The sequence below is a fragment of the Amycolatopsis vancoresmycina genome (genome assembly GCF_000716785.1).
GTDB lineage: Bacteria > Actinomycetota > Actinomycetes > Mycobacteriales > Pseudonocardiaceae > Amycolatopsis > Amycolatopsis vancoresmycina.
Map to the genome: position 1 here is coordinate 516,152 of NZ_JNYY01000005.1, position 21,959 is coordinate 538,110.

The following is a 21,959-nucleotide window of genomic DNA, read 5'->3' on the forward strand; positions in this document are numbered from 1 at the left end:
TCGCCGGTTCTCCCAGCACAGACCGGTCTCTTCATTCTCGATTCAGGCTAGGCGAGCCACCACCAGGCGGCATCCCTCACTCTGGTAGAGCGGTCCGGGGCACTACGCGGGCGCACGAAAACGGGGACTTCCTTCCCCGGAAAGGAAAGAAGCCCCCGTGGAGCCGTCGTCAGGCCAGGTCGACGGGCTGCCCGGTCTGCGCCGATTCGTAGGCCGCCTGGACGATCCGGAACGTCCGCAGCGCAGCCTCGCCGTCCGGCCCGGGTGTGTCCCCGTCGTTCAGGAAGTCCTTCAGCAGCAGGGAAAGCAGGTCCTCCCCACCGAGGGTGCCGACGCCGTCGAGCAGCTTCGGGCCGGCGTCGTACTGCACGCTCGCCTTGTCCCCGATGAAGGTGACGGCAGGCCGATCCGTCCCAGCCGGGTCCCGGCGGAGGTCGAACGAAGCCACCTTCCCGCTCCGGTACCGGACGGTGAGCACCGCCGCGCTTTCCGCACCGTGTCCATTGAGGACGGTGTTGGTCTGGGCGTACACCTGCTGCGCGGGCTCGCCGAGGACGGCGTCCGCCAGGTCGAGCAGGTACGGCGCGGCCGCAGCCAGCACCCCACCCTCCGCGCTGGTGGCCAAGGAGCCGAGAACCGTCGTCAGTTCGCCGATACCGCCGTCCGCGATTCCCTTGCGCACCACGGCGAACGCCTCGCCATGGCAGGCCGGGGACGCGAAGGTGAGCCGGTCACCACCGGCGTCGACCACGGCTTTCAGGTCGGCTTCCTTGGCCGCCGACGGGTATTCGCAGAGCACGCGGGCGCCCGCCTCGGCCGCCCGCAGAACCGGCTCGAACGCGTCCCAGCCCGCCGTGGCAACGACTTCGACGTCCGGCAGGTCACGCAGGCCCTCGGCGTAGACCTCGGGCGCGGACGACAGGATGGCGACCTTCACGCTGCTCCCTCCACCGGAAGTTCGACGGCCCGTCCGGTCCACGCGGACTCGGCGGCGGCCTGGGTGATCCGGACGGCGGCCAGCGCGTCCCGGGCGCCGATCCGCGGCTCGGGGCCGCCCGCGAAGGCGGTCGCGAACTCCCGCATCTCGGTGGCGAACACCGACGGCCCGTAGTAGCCGAAGTTCGTGGTTTCGCCGTCGACGACCCGGACTTCCTGCGGCCACTCGGAGTCGTAGGCGACGCTCCCACCGGTCCCGGTGACGTGGTAGGTGACGCGCACGGGTGGCTTCGGCGTGGCGGTCCACCGGCTGACGACCTGGCTGACGGCCCCGCTGGCGTGGGTGAGCACGACGGTGCCGGCGGCGACGGCGCCTTCCGGCGCGGGCGTGGCGATCTCACCCTGGTAGCAGGCGTGCACCCGGACGACGTCCCCGAGCACCCAGTGGGCCAGGTCGGCGCCGTGCAGGAACTGGTCGGTGAGGATGCCGCCCGAACGAGCGGAGGCGCGCCCGGTCCACGGCCGCGGGTGGTAGGCGGAGAAGGAGAACCGCCCGACGGCGACGTCCCCGAGCCGCCCGCTCGCGACGAGATCGTGCAGCCGCGCGTAGGGCTCGGCGAACCGCACGTCGTGCGCGGGGTAGAGCCGGACCCCGGCCCGCTCGGCCGCGGCGACGATCTCGGCGGCCTCGTCGGCGTCCGCGGTCAGCGGCTTCTCGCACACGACGCCGACTCCGGCGGCGATGGCGGTCATGGCGATCTCGTGGTGCGTGCCGGTCGGGGTGCAGATGTCGACGGCGTCGGCGCCGTCGAGGGCCTCGGCCAGCGACCCGGCCGCGGTGGCCCCGAACTCCTTCGCGAGCTCGGCGCTGCGGCCGTCGTCGGCGTAGACGCGCACGGCGGCTCCGGCGCCGAGCCACGCCTCCAGGTGCAGCCGGGCGATGAGCCCGGCCCCGATCAGAGCCACCTCGAGCTGCCGCAACGTCGTCACGTACCGAGACTCGCCCACACCGCGGGCCGGAGCCATAACCAACGTGGGTAGTTCGGGAACCCCTACTTGGACGGCGACGGGGAAGCGGGCGCCTGCGACGCCGCCGGCACCTTCGGCGCGTTGTAGGTGTCCATGTCGGTGATCTTCCACTTGTCGCCCTGCAGCTGGGCGTTCAGGTGGAGCTGCGCGGTCCCCGCGGTGGTCTTCTTCGTGTCCGTGCGGGTGGACGTCTGGTCGACGAAGACCATCACCTTCGCCAGGTCGCCGTTCAGCATGATCACCGCCGCGCGCGTCACCTTGCACGTCACGATCATCTTCTGCTGCGGGGCCAGCCGCTTCACCTCGCCCATCAGCGAGTTGTACTTGTTCTTGACGTCGTCGTTGGCGAGCAGGTCGTTCGCCGCGTCCTCGGTCTTCTTGATGTTGCTGAAGTCGTAGGAGAACAGCGACTCGGCCGCCTTCGACACCGCGTCCTTGACCTGTGCCGTCTTCGCCACGTCCAGCAGCGCCGTGTTGCTCGTCGCCGACGAGATCTCGGATTCCTTGCTGTGGAACCAGTACGCCAGGCCGCCCAGGATCAGCGCCACGAGCACCAGCGCGCCCGCGACCACGTAGGTCCGGTCCCCCTTCGGCTTCGCGGGCTCTTCCGACTCCGACGCCGAGTCCGTGACCGGGACCTCGGACTCCTCCGTCGGCTTCGCGATCCCGGTGTCCCGCTGCTTCCGCCGCGGCGCCGGCCGCGCGGGAGCCTCCTCCTCGTCCGCCGACGGCTCGCCGGTGAGCGCGTCGACCTGCGGCTCCTCGGTCTCGACCGCCGCGAACACCTGCGTGTCCTCGGCCGGCGAGGTGTCGAGCTGCCCCGAAGCGGGCTCGTCGACCGGCCGCGGCTCCGGGCGCGGCACCGGCCGGGGACGCGGCCGCGGCTTGGCCGGGACGGCGGGCAGCTGCCCGGTCCGCTCGGCGGCGGTCTCGTCCGTCGAGGGCTTGCGCAGCCCGGCCACGCGGGGACGCCGCGACGGCGTCGGAGTGCTGCGAGGCGGCTGGCGGCGGGAGGGGGGCACTACAGCTCCTTAAGGTGACGCTAGTGAGGCTTATTCAGCCGTCGCCCGGCGCTAGGTAACTGCTGGTCAGGCGGCTGCGGGCGGGTTGCGCCGGGCTAGCCAGAATAAGCCTCACTGGCCGGCCGCGACGAGCGGGACGCTGTCGATGCCGGACAGCTTCCAATCGTCGCCCACCCGGGTCATCGACACCTCGAGGCGCAGCGGCTTCGCGCTGCTCTTGTCGCCCTGGGTGACGGTCGTGGCGATGGCGGCGAGGAAGCTGGCCTTGCCTTCGTGGTCGTCCAGTTCCTCGACGGCGATGTCCTGGACGTCCGTGGTGACCTTCGTCTTGGCGTCGGTGAGCGCCTTGCGGAACGTCGGCGCGGACTGGTCGATCTGCTGCGCCATCTTGTCGTCCGACACGGCCTTCTGCCGGGCGAAGAAGCCGTCGAGGTCGTTGTAGTCGACCTCGGTGTACGCCTTCAGCGCGTTGGTGCCCGCCTTCACGACGGCCTCGCGGGAGGCCGCCAGGCCGGCGTTGTCGTCGGCCGCCGCCGCCCACCACTGGATGCCGAAGAACGCCGCGGCGATCAGGGCGGCCAGCGCCAGGGCCCCGGCGCCGAGCACCAGGGTCCGCGAGGGGTCCTTCGGCGGCGCCGCGGAGGCCTCCGTGGCCGGCTCGTCCGTGCTCATGACACTCCAGAGTAGGTAACGGTCATCAAATCCACGTCAGGACAGGCCGAGCAGCGAGCCCAGGCTGGTCAGGCTGACGCCGGGGCTGCCGACGATGCCCGGCACGCCCCGGGTGTCCCGCTCGTCGGCCAGCTCCTGGGCCGGCCGGTTCGCGTTGGCCGAGACGTCGCTGTCCGACGGCGCGACCGGCACCCCGCCGTACGGCGCGTTCTGCGCCCCGCGGACGTTGATCGGGCTGCCCTTCGGTTCGGCACAGTACGCGTCTTCCTTCGCCGGCTTCGCCGAGAGGTCGTTCCCGGTGCGGTACTGCGAGTACGGCAGGTACCCCTTCGTGCAGGAGGGCGGGTTGAACAGGTTCAGCACCAGGCCGAGGTGCGCGGTGCCGTCGCCGGGCGCCACGCTGCTCGCCGCGCCGGCCAGCGCCGGGTACGTCACCAGGCCCTGCTCGATGCCGTCGAGCCGGGTCACGGTCAGGTTCGCCGTGGTGAGCAGGTTCGCCGTCAGCGCGCCCAGGCCCGGCCCCGACTCCTGCAGCACCTGGCTGACCTGCGCGGCCACCTGCGGCGTGATGCCGATCAGCTTGCGCAGGTCGCCGTCGGAGTTCTTCAGCGTGCCGGTGAGCTCGTTGAGGCTCTTGCTGAACGACGCGAAGTTCTTCGCCTCGGCGTTCTGCGTGTCGAGCACCTGGCCGCCGGCGTCCAGCAGCTGGATCGTCTGCGGCAGGTACTGCTGCGCGGTGGTGGTGAAGCTGCGCGCGGTGTCCAGCAGCTTCTGCAGGTCGCCGCCGGTGCCGCGGAAGGCGTCGTAGGACTCGTCGACGACCGTGCGCAGCGAGTCGACCGGGACCGACGCGGCGAGCGAGTCGAGGTCGCCGATGAGCCGGTCGGTGCTGACCGGGGTGGTCGTCTTCGACGCCGGGATGACCGAACCCGCCGCCAGGTACGGGCCCTGGTCGGCCTTCGGCTTGAGGTCGACGTACTGCTCGCCGACCGCGGACCGGTTGGCGACGACGGCGTCGAGGTCCGCGGGCACCTTCGGCGCCGACGGGTCGATGTTCAGGTCGGCCTCGAGCCCGGTCGGGGTGAGCCGCATTTCGCCGACCCGGCCGATGTTGTAGCCGCGGTAGGTGACTTCGGCGTTGGTGAAGATGCCACCCGACTCGTTGAGCTGCAGTTTCACCGTGTAGCCGTCGTTGCCGAACACGCTGCCGAGCCCGGCGAACCGGATCAGCGCGTACACGATCGCGACGACGGAGATGACCGCGAAGGCCACCAGCTGGATCTTCGTCCGGCGGATCAGCATCAGCCCGCACCTCCCGAGAGGAGCCCGAAGAGGTTGCCCAGGCCCGGCTTCGACGACTGCTGCCCGGCGCCCGGGATGGGCAGCGGCGGCGGCTGGTTGGCCGGCGTGCCCGTGACACCGCCGGTCAGCCCGGCCAGCGGCAGCTGCCCGGCCAGGGCGTTCTGCCGGCTGTTGCCCAGGTTCTCGACGATCGTCTTCAGGTTGAGGTCCACCTTCGCGTACAGGTTGAAGTAGTCGCCCTTGACGCCGTTGACGGCCTGGTCGCTGAACGGGAACGTCAGCAGGATCTGCAGCGCCTTCGGCAGGTCGTTGCCCGCCTCGCCCAGCTTCTGCAGCGTCGGCGTGAGCGCCTTCAGGTCGGCGACGAGGTCCTTCTGCGACTTGTTGACCGTGTCGGTGGCGACGCCGGAGAGGTTGTCCAGCGCCTGCAGCATCGTGACCAGCTGGCCCCGCTGCTGCTCCAGCACGCCGAGCCCGGGCCCGAGGTTGTCGACCGCGCCGACCAGCTTGTCCTTCTGGTCGTTCAGGGTCGAGGACAGCCGGTTCAGCCCGTCGATGGCCCGGGTGATGTTCTGCGACTGCCGGTCCAGGTTCGTCACCAGCTGGTTCGCGTTGTCCAGCAGCGCCTTGATGTCCGGCTCGCGGCCGGACGTGGCCTTGTTGAGTTCCTTGGTGATCGTGTTGAGCTGGTCGATCCCACCGCCGTTGAGCAGCAGCGACAGCGCGCCGAGCAGCTCTTCGACCTCGACGCTGCGGTTGGTGCGGGCCAGCGGGATGGTCGCGTTGTCGGCGAGCTTGCCCTGGGCCTGGTCGGTGCCGGGCGAGGCCAGCTCGATGTACTTCTCGCCGAGGAGGCTGGACTGCTTGACGTTGGCGATCGCGTTGGCCGGCAGCTTGATGCCGCCGTTGACCTTCAACGTCACCAGCGCGTGCCAGCCGTCCTTCGTGAGGCCCACGTTCTCGACCCGGCCGACCGGCACCTCGTCGACCTTCACCCCGGCCTGCGGGGTCAGGTCGGTCACGTCCCGGAACTCGACGTTCACCGTGTACGGGTGGTCGCCGAGGTCGGCGCCGCCGGGCAGCGGCAGGTCGTAGATGCCGTTGAACGCGCAGCCGGAGAGCGTCAGCGCGGACACGGTGGCGAGGGCCCCGACGGTCAGGAGCTTCTTCACTGGCCACCTCCGTAGAGCTGCCCGGCGATGGGCAGCGGCAGCGGCGGCAGCTGACCGGACTGCAGGGCCTGCACGGTCTGCGCCACGGACGGCAGCGGGATCACCTTGTCGACCACGCCGGCGATGCTCTCGCAGGCGTTGCCGAGCACGTCGGGGATGCTGTTGGTGCCGACCTGCTTGAGCAGCCGGCAGATCATCACCAGCGGCGGCTGGGTCAGCTCGTTGAGGTTCGGCCGGGCGTCGAGCGTGCCCGAAGCGCCGTTGTAGGTGTTGACCAGGTTGCTCAGGCCGACCGGGGCGACGTCCAGGATCTCGGCCAGCGAGCTGCGCTGGTCGACGAGCACCTTGGTGATCCCGGCCAGCTTGTCCACATTGGACTTGAGCCGGTCGTGGTTGGCGTCGATGAACGTCTGCACCGAGGTGAGCGTGGTCCCCAGCTGTTGCACGGTCGCGGCCAGATTGTCCTTTTCGGACGCCAGGTAGCCGCTGACGTCGGCGAGCTGGCTCTCGAAGCTGCGGACCGACTTGTCGGAGTCGGCCAGCGTCTGCGAGAACTTGCCGAGGTTCTGGACGGTGTTGAACAGGTCGTCCTTGTTGCCGGCCAGCGTCCCGGCCGCCTGGCCGAGCTTGGTGATCGTGTCGTGCAGGGCCTGGCCGTTGCCGTCGACGTTGGCTGCCGCGGTGTTCAGCAGGTTCGACAGCGACCCGGACTTGTTGGCGCCGTTCGGGCCGAGGGTCTCGCTGACCCTGGCCAGGCTGGAAGCCAGCTGGTCGACCTCGAGGGGAACCTCGGTGCGGTCGAGGCCGATGACCGCGCCGTCGGAGATCCGCGGGCCGCCGGTATAGGCCGGGGCCAGCTGGATGTAGCGGTCGGACACCAGCGACGGCGCCACGATGAGCGCCTTCGCGTCCGCCGGGACGGGCACCGAGCGGTCGTACTCGAAGTCGACCTTCACCTGGTTGCCCATGGGCTGGATCTTGGTGACCGTGCCCATGTCGACGCCGAGCATCCGCACGCTGTTGCCCTCGTACAAGCCGACAGCGCCGGCGAAGTACGCGGTCAGGTGGTTGCGGCCGGCGTCCTTGAGGGTCCACCAGATCCCGCCGGCGACGACGAGCGCGAGCACGATCGCGATGGTGAAGCCCCTGGTCAAGGCCGCTCCGAAGCGGGTGTCACTCATTTCGTGTAGCACCCCTCTTCGTTGATCGGGCCCATCGACGGCAGCAGCAGGCCGCAGATGTAGTTGTCGAACCAGCGGCCGTTGCCGATGGTGTTGGTGAAGACGCGGATGAAGGGCGCGAACTTCTTGAGCCCCTCGGCCAGCGAGTCCTGGTTGCGCTGCAGCATCGACGTGAGCTGGTCGAGCTGGGTCAGCACCGGGTCGAGCTGCTTGCCGTTGTCGTCGATCAGGCCCTGCAGCTGGGTCGCGAGCTCGCGGGAGCCGTTCAGCAGCGCGGTGATCGCGTCCTCGCGCTTCGACAGCTCGTCGAGCAGCTTGTTGCCGTCGGTGAGCAGCTTCTGGACCTCGGCGTCGCGGTCGACCAGCGTCTGCGACACCTCGCGGGTGTTGGCCAGCAGGTTCGACAGCTGCTGGTCGCGCGAGGCGATCGTGTCCGACAGCTTCGACAACCCCGAAAGCGCGCCCTTCACGTCCTGCGGCGTGTTCGCGAACGTCTGCGAGATCGTGTCGAAGCTCTGCGCCAGCTGCTTCGTGTCGATGTTGTCGACGGTCTGGGACAGCCCGCGGAAGGCGTCGAGCACGTCGTAGGGCGCCATCGTGCGGTCCCGCGGGATGCCGGTGCCCGGGTTCAGCGCGGCTTCGCCCTGCGGGTCCAGCGACAGGTACTTCTGCCCGAGCAGCGTCTTGATCTTGATCGCGGCGCTGGTCCGGTCGCCCAGCCAGGCGTCCTTGACCTTGAACGACACCTTCACCGACGCACCGTCGAGCTCGATGTCGCTGACCTTGCCGACCTTGACCCCGGCGATCCGGACGTCGTTGTCCTTCTGCAGCCCGGACGCCTCGCTGAACTCGGCGCTGTAGGTGGTGCCGCCGCCGATCACCGGCAGGTCGTCGGAGTTGAGCGCGGCGATGAAGCCGAGCGCCAGCACGACGATCCCGACCAGCGCGATCGGCACGGGGTTGCGCTTCTGGAAGGACTTCATCCCTGGCACCTCGCCCGGTTCGCCGGCAGCAGGGGCAGGGCGACGTCGTTGATCAGTGGCGGCAAGCTCACGCTCCCGGAGAACTCACAGGCGTAGAAGTTGAACCAGGAGCCGTAGTCCGCGGTGCGGGTCAGCGTGCTCACCTTGGTCGGCAGGAACTGGATGAAGTGCTCCAGCTCCGGCTCGTTCTTGTTGAGCTGCTGGGTGAGGTTGCCGAGCGCGCTGATGTCGTTCTTCAGCGGCTCGCGAACCTGGCCGAGCAGCCCGGACGTCGTCTCGGCCAGGTTGCCGAGGCTCTCGATCGCGTCGCCGATCGGCTTGCGGTCGGCGGCCAGCCCGGACACCAGCTGCTGCAGCTTCACGATCAGGTCGTTGAGCTGCGGGGTGTGCGCGTTGACCGTGTCGAGCACCGAGTTGAGGTTGTCGATGACCTCGCCGATCACCTGGTCCTTGTCGGCGATCGTGGTGGCCAGCGACGCCGTGTGCGACAGCAGGCTCTCCACGGTGCCGCCTTCGCCCTGCAGGACCTGGATGACCTCGTAGGACAGCTTGTTGACGTCCTCGGGGTTGAGCGCGGTGAACAGCGGCTTGAAGCCGTTGAACAGCTCGGTCAGGTCCAGCGCCGGTGTGGTCCGCTCCAGCGGGATGGTGCCGCCGGGCTGCAGCGTCTTGCCCGAGGTGTCGTCGCCCTCGCCGAGCGAGACGTACCGCTGGCCGACCAGGTTGCGGAACTTGATCTGCGCGGTCACCCCGGCCGGCAGCGTCCGCCCGGCGTCCACTTCGAACTCGACCTCGGCCTGGCGCTTGTCGACGATCTTGACGTCCTTGACCTGCCCGACCCGGACGCCGGCGATCCGGACGTCGTCGTTGGGCAGCAGCAGCGTGGCGTCGGTGAACCGCGCGTTGTAGGCGTTGGTGCTGGTGGTGTTGATGTTGGCGATGCTGATCCCGAGGATGGTCGTGAACAGCACGGTGACCACCACGAAGACGCCGAGCTTGATCAGCGGCGCGAGCAGGCCCCTCACTTGACCGTCACCTCCGCACCCCGGTACAGCGGGCCGACGAGCAGCGAGCTCCAGCCCGGGACGTCGGCCGCGGTCATGCCCAGCTGCGGGCCGAGCAGGTCGGCCAGGAAGCCCTGTTCCGCCGTCGAGTACGCCAGGTCACCGCCGGACCCGCCGTTGCCGGCCGCGTCGGCCTTGAACTTGGCCGGGTTGAGGCCCTCGCCGACGCTCTTCGGCGCGGCCTGGTGCAGCGTGCCGTCCTTGAACGCGCCGTCCGGCGGCTCGGACGGGAACGGCTTCGGGATGTCCTTGATGTCGTAGCAGCGCGGGCCGCGCTTGTCCTCGAACCGCGGCTCTTCCTTGCCGGCCTGGTAGGGCGCGCGCGGCACGATGATCTCGATCGTGGCGTGCAGGCCGGGCTGGTTGGTGCCCGCGCCCAGCGCCTGGTCGATCAGCGGCACGTTCTTCGCCATCTGGGAGATCACGCAGGGGTACTCCGGCGCGTACTTCGCCAGCAGCTCGGCCGTCGGCCGGGCGGTGTCGACGAGGGAGATGATGTTGTCCTTGTTGTTCTGCAGGAACGTCTGCAGGTCCACCGACGCCTGCGTGAGGCTGCCGTAGAGGTCGGCCAGGTTCTGCCGCTCGTCGACCACGGTCCGGGTCGTCGTGCTCAGGTTGTCCAGGCTCTGCACCAGGTCCGGGGCGGCGTCCTTGAGGTGGTCGGAGAACTCGGCGAGCGCCTTGAGGTTGTGCTGCAGCTCCGGCTCGTGCGGGTTCAGCTCGCCGATGTAGGTGCCCAGCTGCGACAGCGTGTCGCCGAGCTGGTCGCCGCGGCCGGACAGCGCCGTCGAGATCGCGGTGAGCGTCGCCGACAGCTTCTGCGGCTGGACCGCCTGCAGCACCGGCATCAGGTGGGAGAACGCCTGCTCCAGCTCGACCGCGCTGGACGTGCGGTCCTGCGGGATGACGTCGCCGGTGGCCAGGGTCTTCGCCGAAGGGTCCTTCGGGATTTCCAGCGAGACGAACCGCTCGCCGAAGAGCGTCTTCGGCAGGAACCGCGCCGAGACGTTCTCCGGGATCAGCTTCGCCGACTCGGGCTTGAGGGCGAGCGTGAGCTCGGCGCCGTGGTCGGTGGCGACGATGTCCTGCACCGAGCCGACGATCAGCCCGCGCACCTTGACGTCGGACTGCTTGATCAGCTGGTTGCCGATCTTGTCGGCCTGCAGCTTGACCGTGACGACGGGCGTGAACGCCTTGTCGTAGAGCGCGATGGACAGCGCCACCCCGCCGACCATCACGGCGATGAGCAGCAGGCCGAGCAGCCTGCGCCGGAGCACCCTCATCCCGCGATCCTTACCGTGACGTCGGTTCCCCAGATGGCGAACCCGATGAAGAAGTTCATGATCGACACCGTGACGATCGACAGCCGCACGGCCTTGCCGACCGCGACGCCGACACCGGCCGGGCCGCCGGTCGCCCGGTACCCGAAGTAGCAGTGCGACAGGATGATCAGGACGCTGAACAGCAGCACCTTGATGAACGAATACAGCACGTCCTGCGGTGGTAAGAACAGGTCGAAGTAGTGGTCGTAGGTGCCCGCGGACTGGTTGTAGATGTAGATGACGACCAGTCGTGACGCGAGGTACGAGCTCAGCAGGCCGATGATGTAGAGCGGGATGACCGCGACGAACCCGGCGATGATCCGCGTCGTCACCAGGTACGGCAGGCTCGGCACGCCCATGACTTCCAGCGCGTCGATCTCCTCGGAGATCCGCATCGCGCCCAGCTGGGCGGTGAACCCGGCGCCGACGGTGGCGCTCAGCGCGAGGCCGGCGACCAGCGGCGCGATCTCGCGGGTGTTGAAGAACGCGGTCAGGAAGCCGGTGAAGGCCGACGTCCCGATCGAGTTCAGCGCCGAGTAGCCCTGGAGGCCGACGAGGACACCGGTGAACAGCGTCAGGCCGACCATCACGCCGACCGTGCCGCCGATGACCGCCAGCGAGCCGGAGCCGAAGCTCACCTCCGCCAGCAGCCGGAGCACCTCTTTGGTGTAGCGGCGCAGCGTCCGCGGCGTCCACAGGAGAGCGCGGCCGTAGAACGACATCTGGTCACCGAGGGTGTCCAGCGTCTGCAACGGACGGTTGGCGACGCGTTTCGCGCCCTGGAGGAACGTCATGGCGCTAGTCCAGCTTTCCGGGCACGATCTGCAGGTAGATCAGGGTGATCACGAAGTTCACGACGAACAGCAGCAGGAACGTGATGACCACCGACTGGTTCACCGCGTCCCCGACGCCCTTCGGGCCGCCGGAGGGGTTCAGGCCCCGGTAGGACGCGACGACGGCGGCGATGAACCCGAAGATCAGCGCCTTGATCTCACCGACCCAGAGGTCGGGCAGCTGCGCGAGGGCCGAGAAGCTGGCCAGGTACGCACCCGGCGTCCCGCCCTGCAGCACGACGTTGAAGAAGTAGCCGCCGAGCACGCCGATGACGCTGACCATGCCGTTGAGCAGGAGCGCGACCAGCATCATCGCGAGGGTGCGCGGCACGATCAGCCGCTGGACCGCGGAGACGCCGAGCACCTCCATCGCGGCGATCTCTTCGCGGATGGTCCGGGCGCCGATGTCGGCGCAGACGGCCGAGCCGCCCGCGCCCGCCACCAGCAGCGCGGTGACCAGCGGACTGGCCTGCTGCACGGTGGCGAGCACGGAGCCCGCGCCGGTGTAGGACTGCGCGCCCAGCTGGCGGGCGAGCGAGCCGAACTGCAGCGAGATGACCGCGCCGAACGGGATGGCCACCAGGGCCGTCGGCAGGATGGTCACGCTCGCGATGAACCAGGACTGCTGGATGAACTCCCGCAGCTGGAAGGGCCGCTGGAACAGGCCGCGGACGATGTCCAGGCCGAGAGCGAACAGGTTCCCGGTCTCGCGGAGCATGCCGATCCCGGGGATCTTCGCCTGTGTTGCGGGAGAGCTCACCGGCCACCTGGCCCGTTGTTCGGTGGCATCCGGTGCGTGCCGGATCTGGGCGGCTGGCCGCCGGGGATGCGGGCGACCTGGTCGGCGGGCAGCTGGCCGTGGTGCTGGTTCGGGACGCCGTCACCCGGCGGCCGCATCCCGGCCGGGACCTGCTGCTGCACCTGCTGCTGGGCCTGCGCGACCCGCCGCGGGTGCACGCCGTAGTGGTGCTGCTCCTCGGGGCTCAGCGAGGCGATGATGCTCTCCTGCGCGGCCGGCGGCAGCCGGTGCATGATCTCCATGACGCGGTCCTTCCGGCGGACGGCCCCCATCCGGGTGGGCACGCCGGGCGTCGGCTGCATCTGCGGCGGCACGCCGGAGACGTCCTCGACCCCGCCCGCGTGGTGGCCGGCGTCGAACATCGCCTGCTCGGCGGCGATCTGGGCGCTGTCCTTCTCCTCGGACATGCCGATCGGGCCCTGCATCTTGCCGTTGAGGAACTGCTTGACGACCGGCTCCTCGCTGGTCAGCAGCACCTCGCGCGGGCCGAACATGACCAGTTCCTTGCGGAAGAGCATGCCCAGGTTGTCCGGGACCGTGCGGGCCAGGTTGATGTTGTGCGTGACGATCAGGAAGGTGGCGTCGATCTGCGCGTTGACGTCGAGGAACAGCTGTGAGATGTAGGTGGTGCGGACCGGGTCGAGGCCGGAGTCCGGCTCGTCGACCAGGATGATCTCGGGGTCGAGCACCAGGGCGCGGGCCAGGCCGGCGCGCTTGCGCATACCGCCGGAGATCTCGCCCGGGAGCTTCTTGTCGGCGCCGTTCAGACCGGTCATGTCGAGCTTTTCGAGGACGATCCGGCGGATTTCCGTCTCGGACTTCTTCGTGTGCTCGCGCAGCGGGAAGGCGACGTTGTCGTAGAGGTTCATCGAGCCGAACAGCGCGCCGTCCTGGAAGAGGACGCCGAAGAGCTTCCGGATCTCGTAGAGCTTGTGCTCGGAGCAGGTGACGATGTCGACACCGTTGATCACGCAGCGGCCGCGGTCGGGCTTGAGCAGCCCGATCATCGACTTGAGGAACACCGACTTGCCGGTTCCCGACGGTCCGAGCATCGCCGACACTTCGCCCGGGGGCAGCGTCAACGTGACGTCCCGCCAGATGGCCTGCTTACCGAAGGACTTGGTCAGACCTTCGATGACCACCTCGGCACCCATCGCACCTCCAGGAGCTGTTCCGCGTCATTGCGCCCGCTGCCACACCCTGCCACCCACGCCGGCGGCGGATGTGGGCCGGTGGCGCCCACGAACCCGCGTCAACCAGGTGCAACGAGCTGAGTGCGAACAGGTTACTCACCAGTTTTCTTTTCTGGCCAGCCCCGGGCCCATCGTCATCCCGCCGTGATCGCCAATGGGCAGCACGGTAGCCCAAACGGGGCAACAGCGCAGTTCTTGCGGCCCCGGATCCCGCTGTTTAGGGGACCGGGGCTATTCGGACACCGGCCCTAGGGGATCACCGCGAAGGCGGCGACGACCAGGAGGAACAGCACGGGCGCGACCACGGCCGCCACGGACAGGGCGAGCCGCGGCTCGCGGTCGGTCAGCCGGCGGGCGAGGAGCTCGAGGTGTTCGGGGTCGGTCATGGTCATCGAGTCGCTGCCGGGTGCGCTGCCGCAACATCCGGGCACTTCCGGCAAAACGGAACGGGCGGGCACCCTGGTGGGTACCCGCCCGTTCGCGGTGGGCGCTTGCGCGCCGGAAATCACTTGATGGAGATCTTGGCGCCCGCGGCCTCGAGCTTCTCCTTGGCGGCCTCGGCGGCCTCCTTGTCGACCTTCTCCAGGAGGGCCTTGGGAGCGGCCTCGACCAGCTCCTTGGCCTCCTTCAGGCCCAGGCCCGAGACGACCTCGCGGACGACCTTGATGACCTGGATCTTCTTGTCGCCGGCGCCCTCGAGGACGACGTCGAACTCGTCCTGCTCCTCGACGGCGGCCGGGGCGGCACCGGCGGGGCCGGCGGCGGCGACGGCGACCGGCGCGGCGGCGGTGACGTCGAAGGTCTCCTCGAACTCCTTCACGAACTCGGACAGCTCGAGGAGGGTCAGCTCCTTGAAGGCGTCGATCAGCTCGGCGGTGCTCAGCTTCGCCATGATGGCTTCCTCTCAGAAAAACGAACTAGACGTTCGGGGTGGGGGTGGTTCAGCTCTCGGCGGGTGCTTCGGCTGCTTCGGTACCGGCGGCTTCGCGCTGCTTTTCTTCCAGCGCGGCAGCCAGGCGGGCGACCTGGGACGCCGGCGCCTGGAACAGCGCGGCGGCCTGGGAAAGCTTCGCCTTGAACGCGCCCGCCGCCTTGGCGAGCAGGACCTCACGGCTGTCGAGATCGGCGATCCGGTTGATCTCGTCCACGGACAGCGGCTTGCCGTCCATGTAGCCGCCCTTGATGACAAGCGCGTTGTTGTCCTTCGCGAAGTCGCGAAGCGCCTTGGCGGCGTCGACCGCTTCACCCTCGACGAAGGCGATGGCGGTGGCACCGACGAACAGGTCCTCGAGACCCTGCACACCGGCGTCCTCGGCCGCCCGCTTGACGAGGGTGTTCTTCGCGACCCGGTACTTGGCACTGGTGCCGAGAGCGCGGCGCAGCTGGGACAGCTGGGACACGGAGAGGCCGGTGTACTGGGTAACGACGGTGGCCGAGCTGGTGCGGAAGCTCTCCGCGATCTCGGCGACGGCCGCCACCTTGTCGGGCTTCGCCATGGTCGCCTCCTCTCTTGGCTAGTGTGTCCACTGGCTTTTCGAGGAGCCCCCCAAACGACGAAACGCCCTCGCGCAAGCAGGCGCGGGGCGTCATCGGGCACCTGGGTGCCCGGCCTCGTTCCTCCTGCGCGGGCCGCCCGGCGTGCTGCGGGACCTTCGTTCCCCGTTGGAGCGGGGAAAACCAGCGGTCTTCGGTAGAACGTCGTCAAGAATACCTTGTCAAGTCGGCAAGCCTTCTCCACCCCCCACCTACGCGGCGGAGTGGGGCATCATAGTCACGTGGCGGAGCAGCGCGATGACGGAAAGCCGGGCTCGGAAATCGAACCGGCGGGCCCGAACACGCCCACGGGCGGCCCCCCGGCGCTGCCCCAGCCATCCGCCCCCGCCCTCCCGCAGCCCTCCGGCGCGGCCGCGCAGCCGCCGGTGGACCCGGCGGAGCTGGAGCAGTTCCGCCAGTTCCAGCAGTTCCAGGACTACCTGCGGTTCACCCAGGCCCAGCAGGGCAACCAGCCGGCGCCCGTCGCGGACGCAGGGGTGGTCCAAGCCCCGCCGTCGCAGCCAGTCCCCCAACAGGGCGGCCAGCCGCCGATGATCCCGCCGGGCTACCAGCTGGTCCCCACCGAACGCCGTCGCGCGCCGAAGTGGGCCACCTGGCTCGGCAAGAAGGTCCTCGCCTGGGTGCTGGCGATCGTCATCCTGGGCATCGCCGCCACGTTGCTGTACAACCACTTCTTCCCGAGCGACTCGGGCAAGTCCTCGGCCCAGCTGGCCCAGGAGGGCGGCGGGAAGTACCACACGAACCACGTGTTCTCGAAGAACCCGTACGAGGCCGTTCGCTTCGTGTACCAGGACATCGCCCAGGGCAGCGTCGATGACGCCTGCGGCCGGTTCGCCTACGACGCGACGAAGGGCGTCGACATCCAGAGCAAGTTCGCCCAGGACCTCGGGCAGAACGACTGCCGGCAGGCGGTCCAGGCGATCCACGCGCAGGTGCAGCCGAAGAACCGCAACGACTACGCCGAATCGGTGCCGTCGTACGTCTCCGAACCCCTGCCCGGCGACGTGGTGACGATCGACTCCTGCTCGTTCCCGATCACCGGCGGCCCCGCACTGGGGGTCTTCACGGTGTCCAAGGTGGAACTGGGCCAGTGGCTCATCACCGGCCACGCGCCCGGCCCGGCGAAGTGCAGCGGGACACCCACCACCGCCCCGACCGGCTGACTCAGCGCGGGTGCGGCGCCGAGAGGAACGAAACCAGCGCCTCCGCGAACGCCGGTGACATCACCGCCGTCATGTGGTCGCCCGGGATCCGGACCAGCCGCGCCCCCGCGATCGCCGCCGCCAGCCTCTCCGGCTCCGCCGCCAGCTGGTCCTGCTCGCCCGCCAGCACCAGCGTCGGCACCCCGATCGACGACAGGTCCAAGCGCCCCTCCCGCGAAGCCAGCGCGACCGCCGCCAGCGCCTGACGATCCCCACCTGTCGCGTCGGCCAGCAACCGGAACGGCACGCCCGAAGGAGGCACCGTGGAAGGGTCCTCAGCCAGCAGCGCCGATGCGATGTCCGCCGGCTTCACCACGCGCAGGTCCACCCCGCCGAAGTCGACGATCCCCGAGCCCACACCGCCCGTGGCCAGGCAGCGGATCCGCTTGTCCGCCGCCGTCACCGTCAACGCGATGATCGCGCCCATCGAGTAGCCCACCATCGACACCTCGTCGAGGCGCAGCTCGTCCAGCAAGGCCGAGACGTCCCGGGCCATGCTGTCCGACGTGTAGCGGGACTCGTCGTGCGGCTTCTCGGACCGGCCGTGGCCGCGCGCGTCCAGCGAAATCACCGTGAAGCCCGCCGACCGCAGGGCCGCGACGACCCCGGTCGAGATCCAGTTCGCGTTCGTGTCCGCGGCGAACCCGTGCTGCAGCAGCACCGGGCGGTGGGCGCCGTCGCCCTCCCACACCGTGTAGTTCAACCGGAGGCCGTCGAACGACGCGAAAGTCGGCATGCTGTCAATAAGACACGAAGAAAGGGCGCCCCCGCAGCACGCGGGGACGCCCTTTCTGGTGATCTCAGCCTCAGACTGCCGCTTCCTCGGAAAGGAGGTTGCGGGTCCGCAGCGGGTCGACCGGGATGCCCGGGCCCATCGTCGTGGTGAAGGTGACCTTCTTCAGGTAGCGGCCCTTCGCCGACGACGGCTTGGCACGCAGGATCTCGTCCAGCGCCGCCGCGTAGTTCTCGACCAGCTTCTCCGTGTCGAAGGAAGCCTTGCCGATCACCAGGTGCAGGTTGGCCTGCTTGTCGACGCGGAAGTTGATCTTACCGCCCTTGATGTCCTGCACGGCCTTCGCGACCGCGGGGGTCACCGTGCCGGTCTTCGGGTTCGGCATCAGGCCGCGCGGGCCGAGGATGCGGGCGATGCGGCCCACCTTGGCCATCTGGTCCGGCGTCGCGATCGCGGCGTCGAAGTCGAGCCAGCCACCCTGGATGCGCTCGATCAGTTCGTCGGTGCCGACCGCGTCCGCGCCGGCGGCTTCGGCCTCGGCGGCCTTGTCGCCGACGGCGAAGACGATGACGCGGGCGGTCTTACCGGTGCCGTGCGGCAGGTTCACGGTGCCGCGGACCATCTGGTCGGCCTTGCGGGGGTCCACACCGAGACGCATCGCGACCTCGACGGTCGCGTCCATCTTGGTCTTGGAGGTCTCCTTCGCCAGCTTCGCGGCCTCGAGCGGCGCGTACAGACGCGCCTTGTCGACGAGCTCCGCAGCCTGGCGGTAAGCCTTGCTGTGCTTGGGCATTGCTTCTGTCCTTAACTTCGAAAACGGATCAGTGTGGTGCGAGCCAGCACTGGCTCTCCCACGGGTACTTCAGAGACTCAGGCGTCGACGACCGTGATGCCCATCGAACGAGCAGTGCCGGCGATGATCTTCGCGGCCTGGTCGATGTCGTGCGCGTTGAGGTCGGTCTCCTTGGTCTTGGCGATCTCGCGGACCTGGTCCCAGGTGACCTTGGCGACCTTGGTCTTGTGCGGCTCGCCGGAGCCCTTCTCGACACCAGCGGCCTTGAGCAGCAGTCGCGCGGCCGGCGGCGTCTTCAGCTTGAAGTCGAACGACCGGTCCTCGTACACGGAGATCTCGACCGGGACGACGTCCCCGCGCTGCGACTCGGTCGCGGCGTTGTAGGCCTTGCAGAACTCCATGATGTTGACGCCGTGCTGACCCAGCGCGGGGCCGACCGGCGGCGCGGGGTTGGCCGCACCCGCCTTGATCTGCAGCTTGATGATCGCCGCAAGCTTCTTCTTCTTGGGTGGCATTTCTTTTCCTGTCCTGTACTACGTTCCCCGCGTACCTGCCGTGGACGCGGGGACTGCGGCCGGAACGGCCGGCCGTCAGATCTTGGAGACCTGGTTGAACGACAGCTCGACCGGGGTCTCCCGGCCGAAGATCGACACCAGGACCTTCAGCTTCTGCCCGTCGACGTTGACCTCGGAGATCGTCGCCGGCAGCGTCGCGAACGGGCCGTCCATGACCGTGACCGACTCGCCGACCTCGAAGTCGACCTCGACGGCCGGGCCGCCGAGCGGCGCCGTGGCGGCCGCTTCGCCCTTGCTGGCCTTGGCCGGGGCTTCCTTCTCGACCTGCGGCGCGAGGAACTTCAGCACCTCGTCCACGGTCAGCGGCGACGGCCGCGAGGTGGCGCCGACGAACCCGGTGACACCCGGCGTGTTGCGCACCGCGCTCCACGAGGCGTCGTTCAGGTCCATCCGGACCAGGATGTAGCCGGGCAGCACCTTGCGCTGCACCTGCTTGCGCTGGCCGTTCTTGATCTCGGTGACCTCTTCGGTCGGGACCTCGATCTGGAAGATGTAGTCCTCGACGTCCAGGGTCTGCGTCCGGGTCTCGAGGTTGGTCTTCACCTTGTTCTCGTAACCCGCGTACGAGTGCACGACGTACCACTCGCCGGGCGCGGCGAGCAGCTCGGAACGCAGCTTGGCGACCGGGTCCTCGTCGTCCGCGGCGGGCTCGGCCTCGGTCTCGTCCACGTCGACGGAAGCGTCGCCGTCATCGGAAGCGTCGTCGTCGACCTCGGAGTCCGACACGTCGACGGGCTCGAGGTGTTCCGACTCCTCGTCACCGAGTGCCGTGTGCACCTGCTCGTCGGAAAGCTCGGTCAGGTCGTGACCGGCTGCTGTGCCGTTGTCGGAGGTCACGTTCCGTCCTCTCAGTTGATCATTGCCGGGTCGGCCGGGCCGGCCCGCGCGGCTCGGCGGCGGGTCAGCCGAAGATCGCGCCGATGCCCTTCTTGAACGCGAAGTCCAAGACGCTCACCAGGGCCACCATGAACACCACGAAGATCAGCACGACGGCGGTGTAGGTGACCATCTGCTTGCGGTTCGGCCAGATGACCTTGCGCAGCTCCGCCCAGACCTCGCGGATGAAGCGCACCAGCCGCGCGAACACGGAGGCCTTCTTCGGCTTCTGGTCCCGCTTCGGAGTCGGCGCGCCCTTGGCGTCGGGGGCGGTCTTCTCCCCCGACTTCCCGGCCGGGCGGGTCTTGTCGTCCGCACGTGCCGCGGACTTCCCCGCCGGACGAGCGGTCGCACGGCGCTCACGCCGGGCGGCAGCTGTGACGGGACGGGACGGGCTCTCGGGCTTCTGCCCGGCGCCGTCCTGCTCCTGCTCGCCGCCGCTGGCGTCGCTGTCGCTCACGACCACTCCTCCGCTCCACCAGTTCCGTTACGCAGGGGTGACAGGACTTGAACCTGCAACCTGCGGTTTTGGAGACCGCTGCTCTGCCAATTGAGCTACACCCCTGTGGAGCCCCGATCGCTCGGAGCCCCGGAGGACGCATTCGACCGTCCCCACCATCCAGGCGGGGATGACCGTAGTGCGTTCCAAGTCCCGAAGTCTACGGCAAGCCTCGCGGGGGCCCGCAACCGCGCCCCCCGATCGACCACCGCACCCCGGCCGGCCTGCGGAAAACTCCCCGCCGACCTCCTGATCATGCCAGGATGTCCGCCATGACGACCACCCCCCGTCCGGCGGGGGCTCCGACGCGGCTCGGGCTCGCGCTCCCGCAGTACGGCCCGCTCGCCGACCCGGCCGCCGTGCCGCGCTTCGCGGCCGCCGCCGAGGGCCTCGGCTACGCGTCGCTCTGGGTGGGCGACCGCATCCTGACGCCCCTGGAGCCGTCGGACCTGTACCCGGGCGGCGGGACGCCGGAGCAGCCGTACCCCAAGGAGTTCGAGAGCTTCGCCGACCCGTTCACGACGCTGGCGGCCGCGGCCGCCGTCACGAGCACGACCCGCCTCGGGATGAGCGCCCTGACCGGCCCGGTCTATTCCCCGGTGCTCCTGGCCAGGGCCCTGACCTCGCTCGACCTGGCCAGCGCGGGACGCCTCGACGTCGGCTTCGGGCTCGGCTGGCTGCGCGAGGAGTACTTCGCCACCGGCGTGCCGTGGGCCGGCCGGGGCAAGCGGCTCGAAGACCTGCTCGACGCGCTGGACGCGCTGTGGACCGGCGACCCGGTGGAGCACGCGGGCCCGCAGTGGCGGATCGCGCCGTCGACGGTCGGCCTGCGCCCGGCGCAGGAGCCCCGCCCGCCGGTGCTGCTCGGCGGGTTTTCGCCGGCGGCGCTGGCCAGGGTGGGGCGCCGCGCGGACGGCTGGCTGGCCGGCTGGATGCCGAAGCAGTACCTCGACGGCCTCTGGTCCGTTGCGCTCGAAGCGGCGGAGAAGGCCGGCCGCGACCCGGGCGCCCTGCGCCGCGTGCTGCGGATCAACCCGCGGCCGGGCACCGGCGTCGACACGGTCGCCGACGTCCCGCCGTGCCTCGACGTGGCGCGCGAAGCGGGCATCACGGAGGTGCTCCTCGACCTGCACTACGTCGCGAAGGATGTCGACCACGCCCTGGAGCTCGCGGCGGAGCTCATCGCGAGCTGACCCCGCGTCACCCGGATTGGCTAGCTCGCCGCGGGACCGGTTTCGGTAGAAACGAAGAAGTGGCGAAGAAGAGCGGTGGCGGCGGCTGCCTGGTGGTCGTGCTCGTGGTCGGGTTGCTGGTCTACGGGTACTACAAGTGGCAGCACGGCTCGTCGTCGGCGCCCCCGGACGGCGCGGACACCGGCGGCGGCTCCGGCCGCTACGTCGCCCTCGGCGATTCGTACACGTCCTCGCCACGGACCGGGCGCCAGGCGGGCACGCCGGCGGGCTGCGAGCGGTCGGACGACAACTACCCGCACCTGGTCTCGGCGAAGCTGAAGCCGGCCGCGTTCGCCGACGTCAGCTGCGGCGGCGCGACGACAGCGCACCTGACGGCGGCCCAGAAGACGGACAACGGCACGAACCCGCCCCAGCTGGACGCGGTGACCGCGGACACGACCCTGGTTACGCTCGGGATCGGCGGCAACGACGTGGGGTTCTTCTCGTACGCGTCGGGTTGCGCGACCACGCACCCGAACGGCTCGCCGTGCAAGGACCGCCTGACCGCGGGCGGCCACGACCAGCTGGCCGAGCGCATCGACGCGACGGCCCCGAAGGTCGGCGCGATCCTCGACCGCATCCACACGAAGGCCCCGAAGGCGAAGGTCGTGGTGGTCGGCTACCCGACGGTCCTCCCGGACGGCGACGGCTGCTGGCCCGCCCTCCCGTTCGGCGCGGGCGACATCGCGTACTTCCGCGGCGAGCTGGAGAAGCTGAACAAGATGCTCGAGGACCAGGCGGACGCCCACCGCGCGGGCTACGCGGACACGGCAACGCCGGGGAAGGGCCACGACGTGTGTGCGGCCTCGGACAAGCGCTGGGTGGAAGGGCTGCTGCCGGCGTCACCGGCCGCCCCGCTGCACCCGAACGCGCGGGGCGAACAAGGCATGGCCGACGCGGTGGTGTCCCTGCTGAAGCTCCCGTAGCGAGCCTGCCGCGGCTGGTCGTGAGTGGTAAGGCGAGTTAGAACTCGCCTTACCACTCACG

General features: G+C 69.6%; 24 protein-coding genes and 1 tRNA gene. 3 read left to right on the forward strand and 22 right to left on the reverse strand.

Going from position 1 to position 21,959, the window contains the following annotated elements:
* Positions 1–169: 169 nt before the first annotated feature.
* The 16 genes from OO60_RS14235 to rplJ all read right to left on the reverse strand — a co-directional run bounded on the left by OO60_RS14235 (position 170) and on the right by rplJ (position 15,004).
* A complete protein-coding gene (locus OO60_RS14235) occupies positions 170–937 on the reverse strand; it encodes a Gfo/Idh/MocA family protein (RefSeq protein WP_003060236.1) in 768 nt (255 codons plus the stop codon).
* Positions 934–1,926: a Gfo/Idh/MocA family protein gene (locus OO60_RS14240; protein WP_240490590.1), complete on the reverse strand. Its 993-nt coding sequence runs from the start codon at positions 1,924–1,926 to the stop codon at positions 934–936. Before OO60_RS14240 ends, OO60_RS14235 begins: the two co-directional genes overlap by 4 nt.
* 62 nt (positions 1,927–1,988) lie before the next feature.
* Positions 1,989–2,927, reverse strand: coding sequence for a prolipoprotein diacylglyceryl transferase (locus OO60_RS14245; protein ID WP_003060242.1), 939 nt, complete (start codon positions 2,925–2,927; stop codon positions 1,989–1,991).
* Between the two features lie 171 nt (positions 2,928–3,098).
* Entirely contained in the window at positions 3,099–3,659 is a 561-nt protein-coding gene (locus OO60_RS14250; protein ID WP_003060245.1) for a hypothetical protein, read from the reverse strand.
* A 36-nt stretch (positions 3,660–3,695) separates the two neighbouring features.
* Positions 3,696–4,961, reverse strand: a complete 1,266-nt coding sequence (locus OO60_RS14255; protein ID WP_003060248.1) for an MCE family protein — start codon at positions 4,959–4,961, stop codon at positions 3,696–3,698.
* Positions 4,961–6,133, reverse strand: coding sequence for an MCE family protein (locus OO60_RS14260; RefSeq protein ID WP_003060251.1), 1,173 nt, complete (start codon positions 6,131–6,133; stop codon positions 4,961–4,963). Before OO60_RS14260 ends, OO60_RS14255 begins: the two co-directional genes overlap by 1 nt.
* A complete protein-coding gene (locus OO60_RS14265; protein WP_003060254.1) occupies positions 6,130–7,314 on the reverse strand; it encodes an MCE family protein in 1,185 nt (394 codons plus the stop codon). The genes OO60_RS14260 and OO60_RS14265 overlap by 4 nt, the downstream gene beginning before the upstream one ends.
* On the reverse strand, positions 7,311–8,297 hold the full coding sequence (locus OO60_RS14270) for an MCE family protein (protein WP_003060257.1): 987 nt from the start codon (positions 8,295–8,297) through the stop codon (positions 7,311–7,313). The genes OO60_RS14265 and OO60_RS14270 overlap by 4 nt, the downstream gene beginning before the upstream one ends.
* Positions 8,294–9,322 (reverse strand): MCE family protein, encoded by a 1,029-nt coding sequence (locus tag OO60_RS14275; RefSeq protein WP_003060260.1) that lies wholly within the window; start codon positions 9,320–9,322, stop codon positions 8,294–8,296. The genes OO60_RS14270 and OO60_RS14275 overlap by 4 nt, the downstream gene beginning before the upstream one ends.
* Positions 9,319–10,644: an MCE family protein gene (locus OO60_RS14280; RefSeq protein WP_003060263.1), complete on the reverse strand. Its 1,326-nt coding sequence runs from the start codon at positions 10,642–10,644 to the stop codon at positions 9,319–9,321. The genes OO60_RS14275 and OO60_RS14280 overlap by 4 nt, the downstream gene beginning before the upstream one ends.
* Positions 10,641–11,477 carry an MlaE family ABC transporter permease gene (locus tag OO60_RS14285; protein ID WP_003060266.1) on the reverse strand — a complete coding sequence of 279 codons (837 nt, stop codon included), beginning with the start codon at positions 11,475–11,477 and terminating at the stop codon, positions 10,641–10,643. The genes OO60_RS14280 and OO60_RS14285 overlap by 4 nt, the downstream gene beginning before the upstream one ends.
* A gap of 4 nt (positions 11,478–11,481) precedes the next feature.
* Positions 11,482–12,234, reverse strand: coding sequence for an MlaE family ABC transporter permease (locus OO60_RS14290; protein WP_003060268.1), 753 nt, complete (start codon positions 12,232–12,234; stop codon positions 11,482–11,484).
* Positions 12,235–12,272: 38 nt separating this feature from the next.
* Positions 12,273–13,469, reverse strand: a complete 1,197-nt coding sequence (locus tag OO60_RS14295) for an ABC transporter ATP-binding protein (protein ID WP_003060271.1) — start codon at positions 13,467–13,469, stop codon at positions 12,273–12,275.
* A 287-nt stretch (positions 13,470–13,756) separates the two neighbouring features.
* Positions 13,757–13,900: a hypothetical protein gene (locus OO60_RS46440; RefSeq protein ID WP_156081306.1), complete on the reverse strand. Its 144-nt coding sequence runs from the start codon at positions 13,898–13,900 to the stop codon at positions 13,757–13,759.
* Positions 13,901–14,013: 113 nt separating this feature from the next.
* A complete protein-coding gene (gene rplL, locus OO60_RS14300) occupies positions 14,014–14,400 on the reverse strand; it encodes a 50S ribosomal protein L7/L12 (protein WP_033261456.1) in 387 nt (128 codons plus the stop codon).
* 49 nt (positions 14,401–14,449) lie between these two features.
* On the reverse strand, positions 14,450–15,004 hold the full coding sequence (gene rplJ / locus OO60_RS14305) for a 50S ribosomal protein L10 (protein ID WP_003079250.1): 555 nt from the start codon (positions 15,002–15,004) through the stop codon (positions 14,450–14,452).
* A 279-nt stretch (positions 15,005–15,283) separates the two neighbouring features.
* Here rplJ and OO60_RS14310 point away from each other — a divergent pair, with 279 nt between their 5' ends.
* Positions 15,284–16,225, forward strand: a complete 942-nt coding sequence (locus OO60_RS14310; protein ID WP_003079253.1) for a hypothetical protein — start codon at positions 15,284–15,286, stop codon at positions 16,223–16,225.
* A gap of 1 nt (position 16,226) precedes the next feature.
* Here OO60_RS14310 and OO60_RS14315 read toward each other — a convergent pair whose 3' ends face one another.
* The 6 genes from OO60_RS14315 to OO60_RS14340 all read right to left on the reverse strand — a co-directional run bounded on the left by OO60_RS14315 (position 16,227) and on the right by OO60_RS14340 (position 19,806).
* Complete coding sequence (locus OO60_RS14315; protein WP_003079255.1) at positions 16,227–17,000, reverse strand: alpha/beta fold hydrolase; 774 nt, start codon at positions 16,998–17,000, stop codon at positions 16,227–16,229.
* A gap of 70 nt (positions 17,001–17,070) precedes the next feature.
* On the reverse strand, positions 17,071–17,790 hold the full coding sequence (gene rplA / locus OO60_RS14320) for a 50S ribosomal protein L1 (RefSeq protein ID WP_033261457.1): 720 nt from the start codon (positions 17,788–17,790) through the stop codon (positions 17,071–17,073).
* Between the two features lie 77 nt (positions 17,791–17,867).
* Entirely contained in the window at positions 17,868–18,305 is a 438-nt protein-coding gene (gene rplK / locus OO60_RS14325; protein WP_003079266.1) for a 50S ribosomal protein L11, read from the reverse strand.
* Positions 18,306–18,380: 75 nt separating this feature from the next.
* Positions 18,381–19,202 (reverse strand): transcription termination/antitermination protein NusG, encoded by an 822-nt coding sequence (nusG, locus tag OO60_RS14330; RefSeq protein WP_003079270.1) that lies wholly within the window; start codon positions 19,200–19,202, stop codon positions 18,381–18,383.
* A 64-nt stretch (positions 19,203–19,266) separates the two neighbouring features.
* Positions 19,267–19,707: a preprotein translocase subunit SecE gene (secE, locus tag OO60_RS14335; protein WP_033261458.1), complete on the reverse strand. Its 441-nt coding sequence runs from the start codon at positions 19,705–19,707 to the stop codon at positions 19,267–19,269.
* Positions 19,708–19,733: 26 nt separating this feature from the next.
* Positions 19,734–19,806: transfer RNA gene (locus OO60_RS14340), tRNA-Trp, on the reverse strand.
* A 206-nt stretch (positions 19,807–20,012) separates the two neighbouring features.
* Here OO60_RS14340 and OO60_RS14345 point away from each other — a divergent pair.
* Together OO60_RS14345 and OO60_RS14350 are read left to right on the forward strand one after the other, a co-directional pair.
* Positions 20,013–20,933 (forward strand): TIGR03619 family F420-dependent LLM class oxidoreductase, encoded by a 921-nt coding sequence (locus OO60_RS14345; RefSeq protein WP_003079278.1) that lies wholly within the window; start codon positions 20,013–20,015, stop codon positions 20,931–20,933.
* Between the two features lie 59 nt (positions 20,934–20,992).
* The gene (locus tag OO60_RS14350; RefSeq protein WP_003079280.1) at positions 20,993–21,898 is read left to right on the forward strand and encodes an SGNH/GDSL hydrolase family protein; all 906 of its coding nucleotides are present in this window, start codon (positions 20,993–20,995) and stop codon (positions 21,896–21,898) included.
* Positions 21,899–21,959 lie beyond the last annotated feature (61 nt).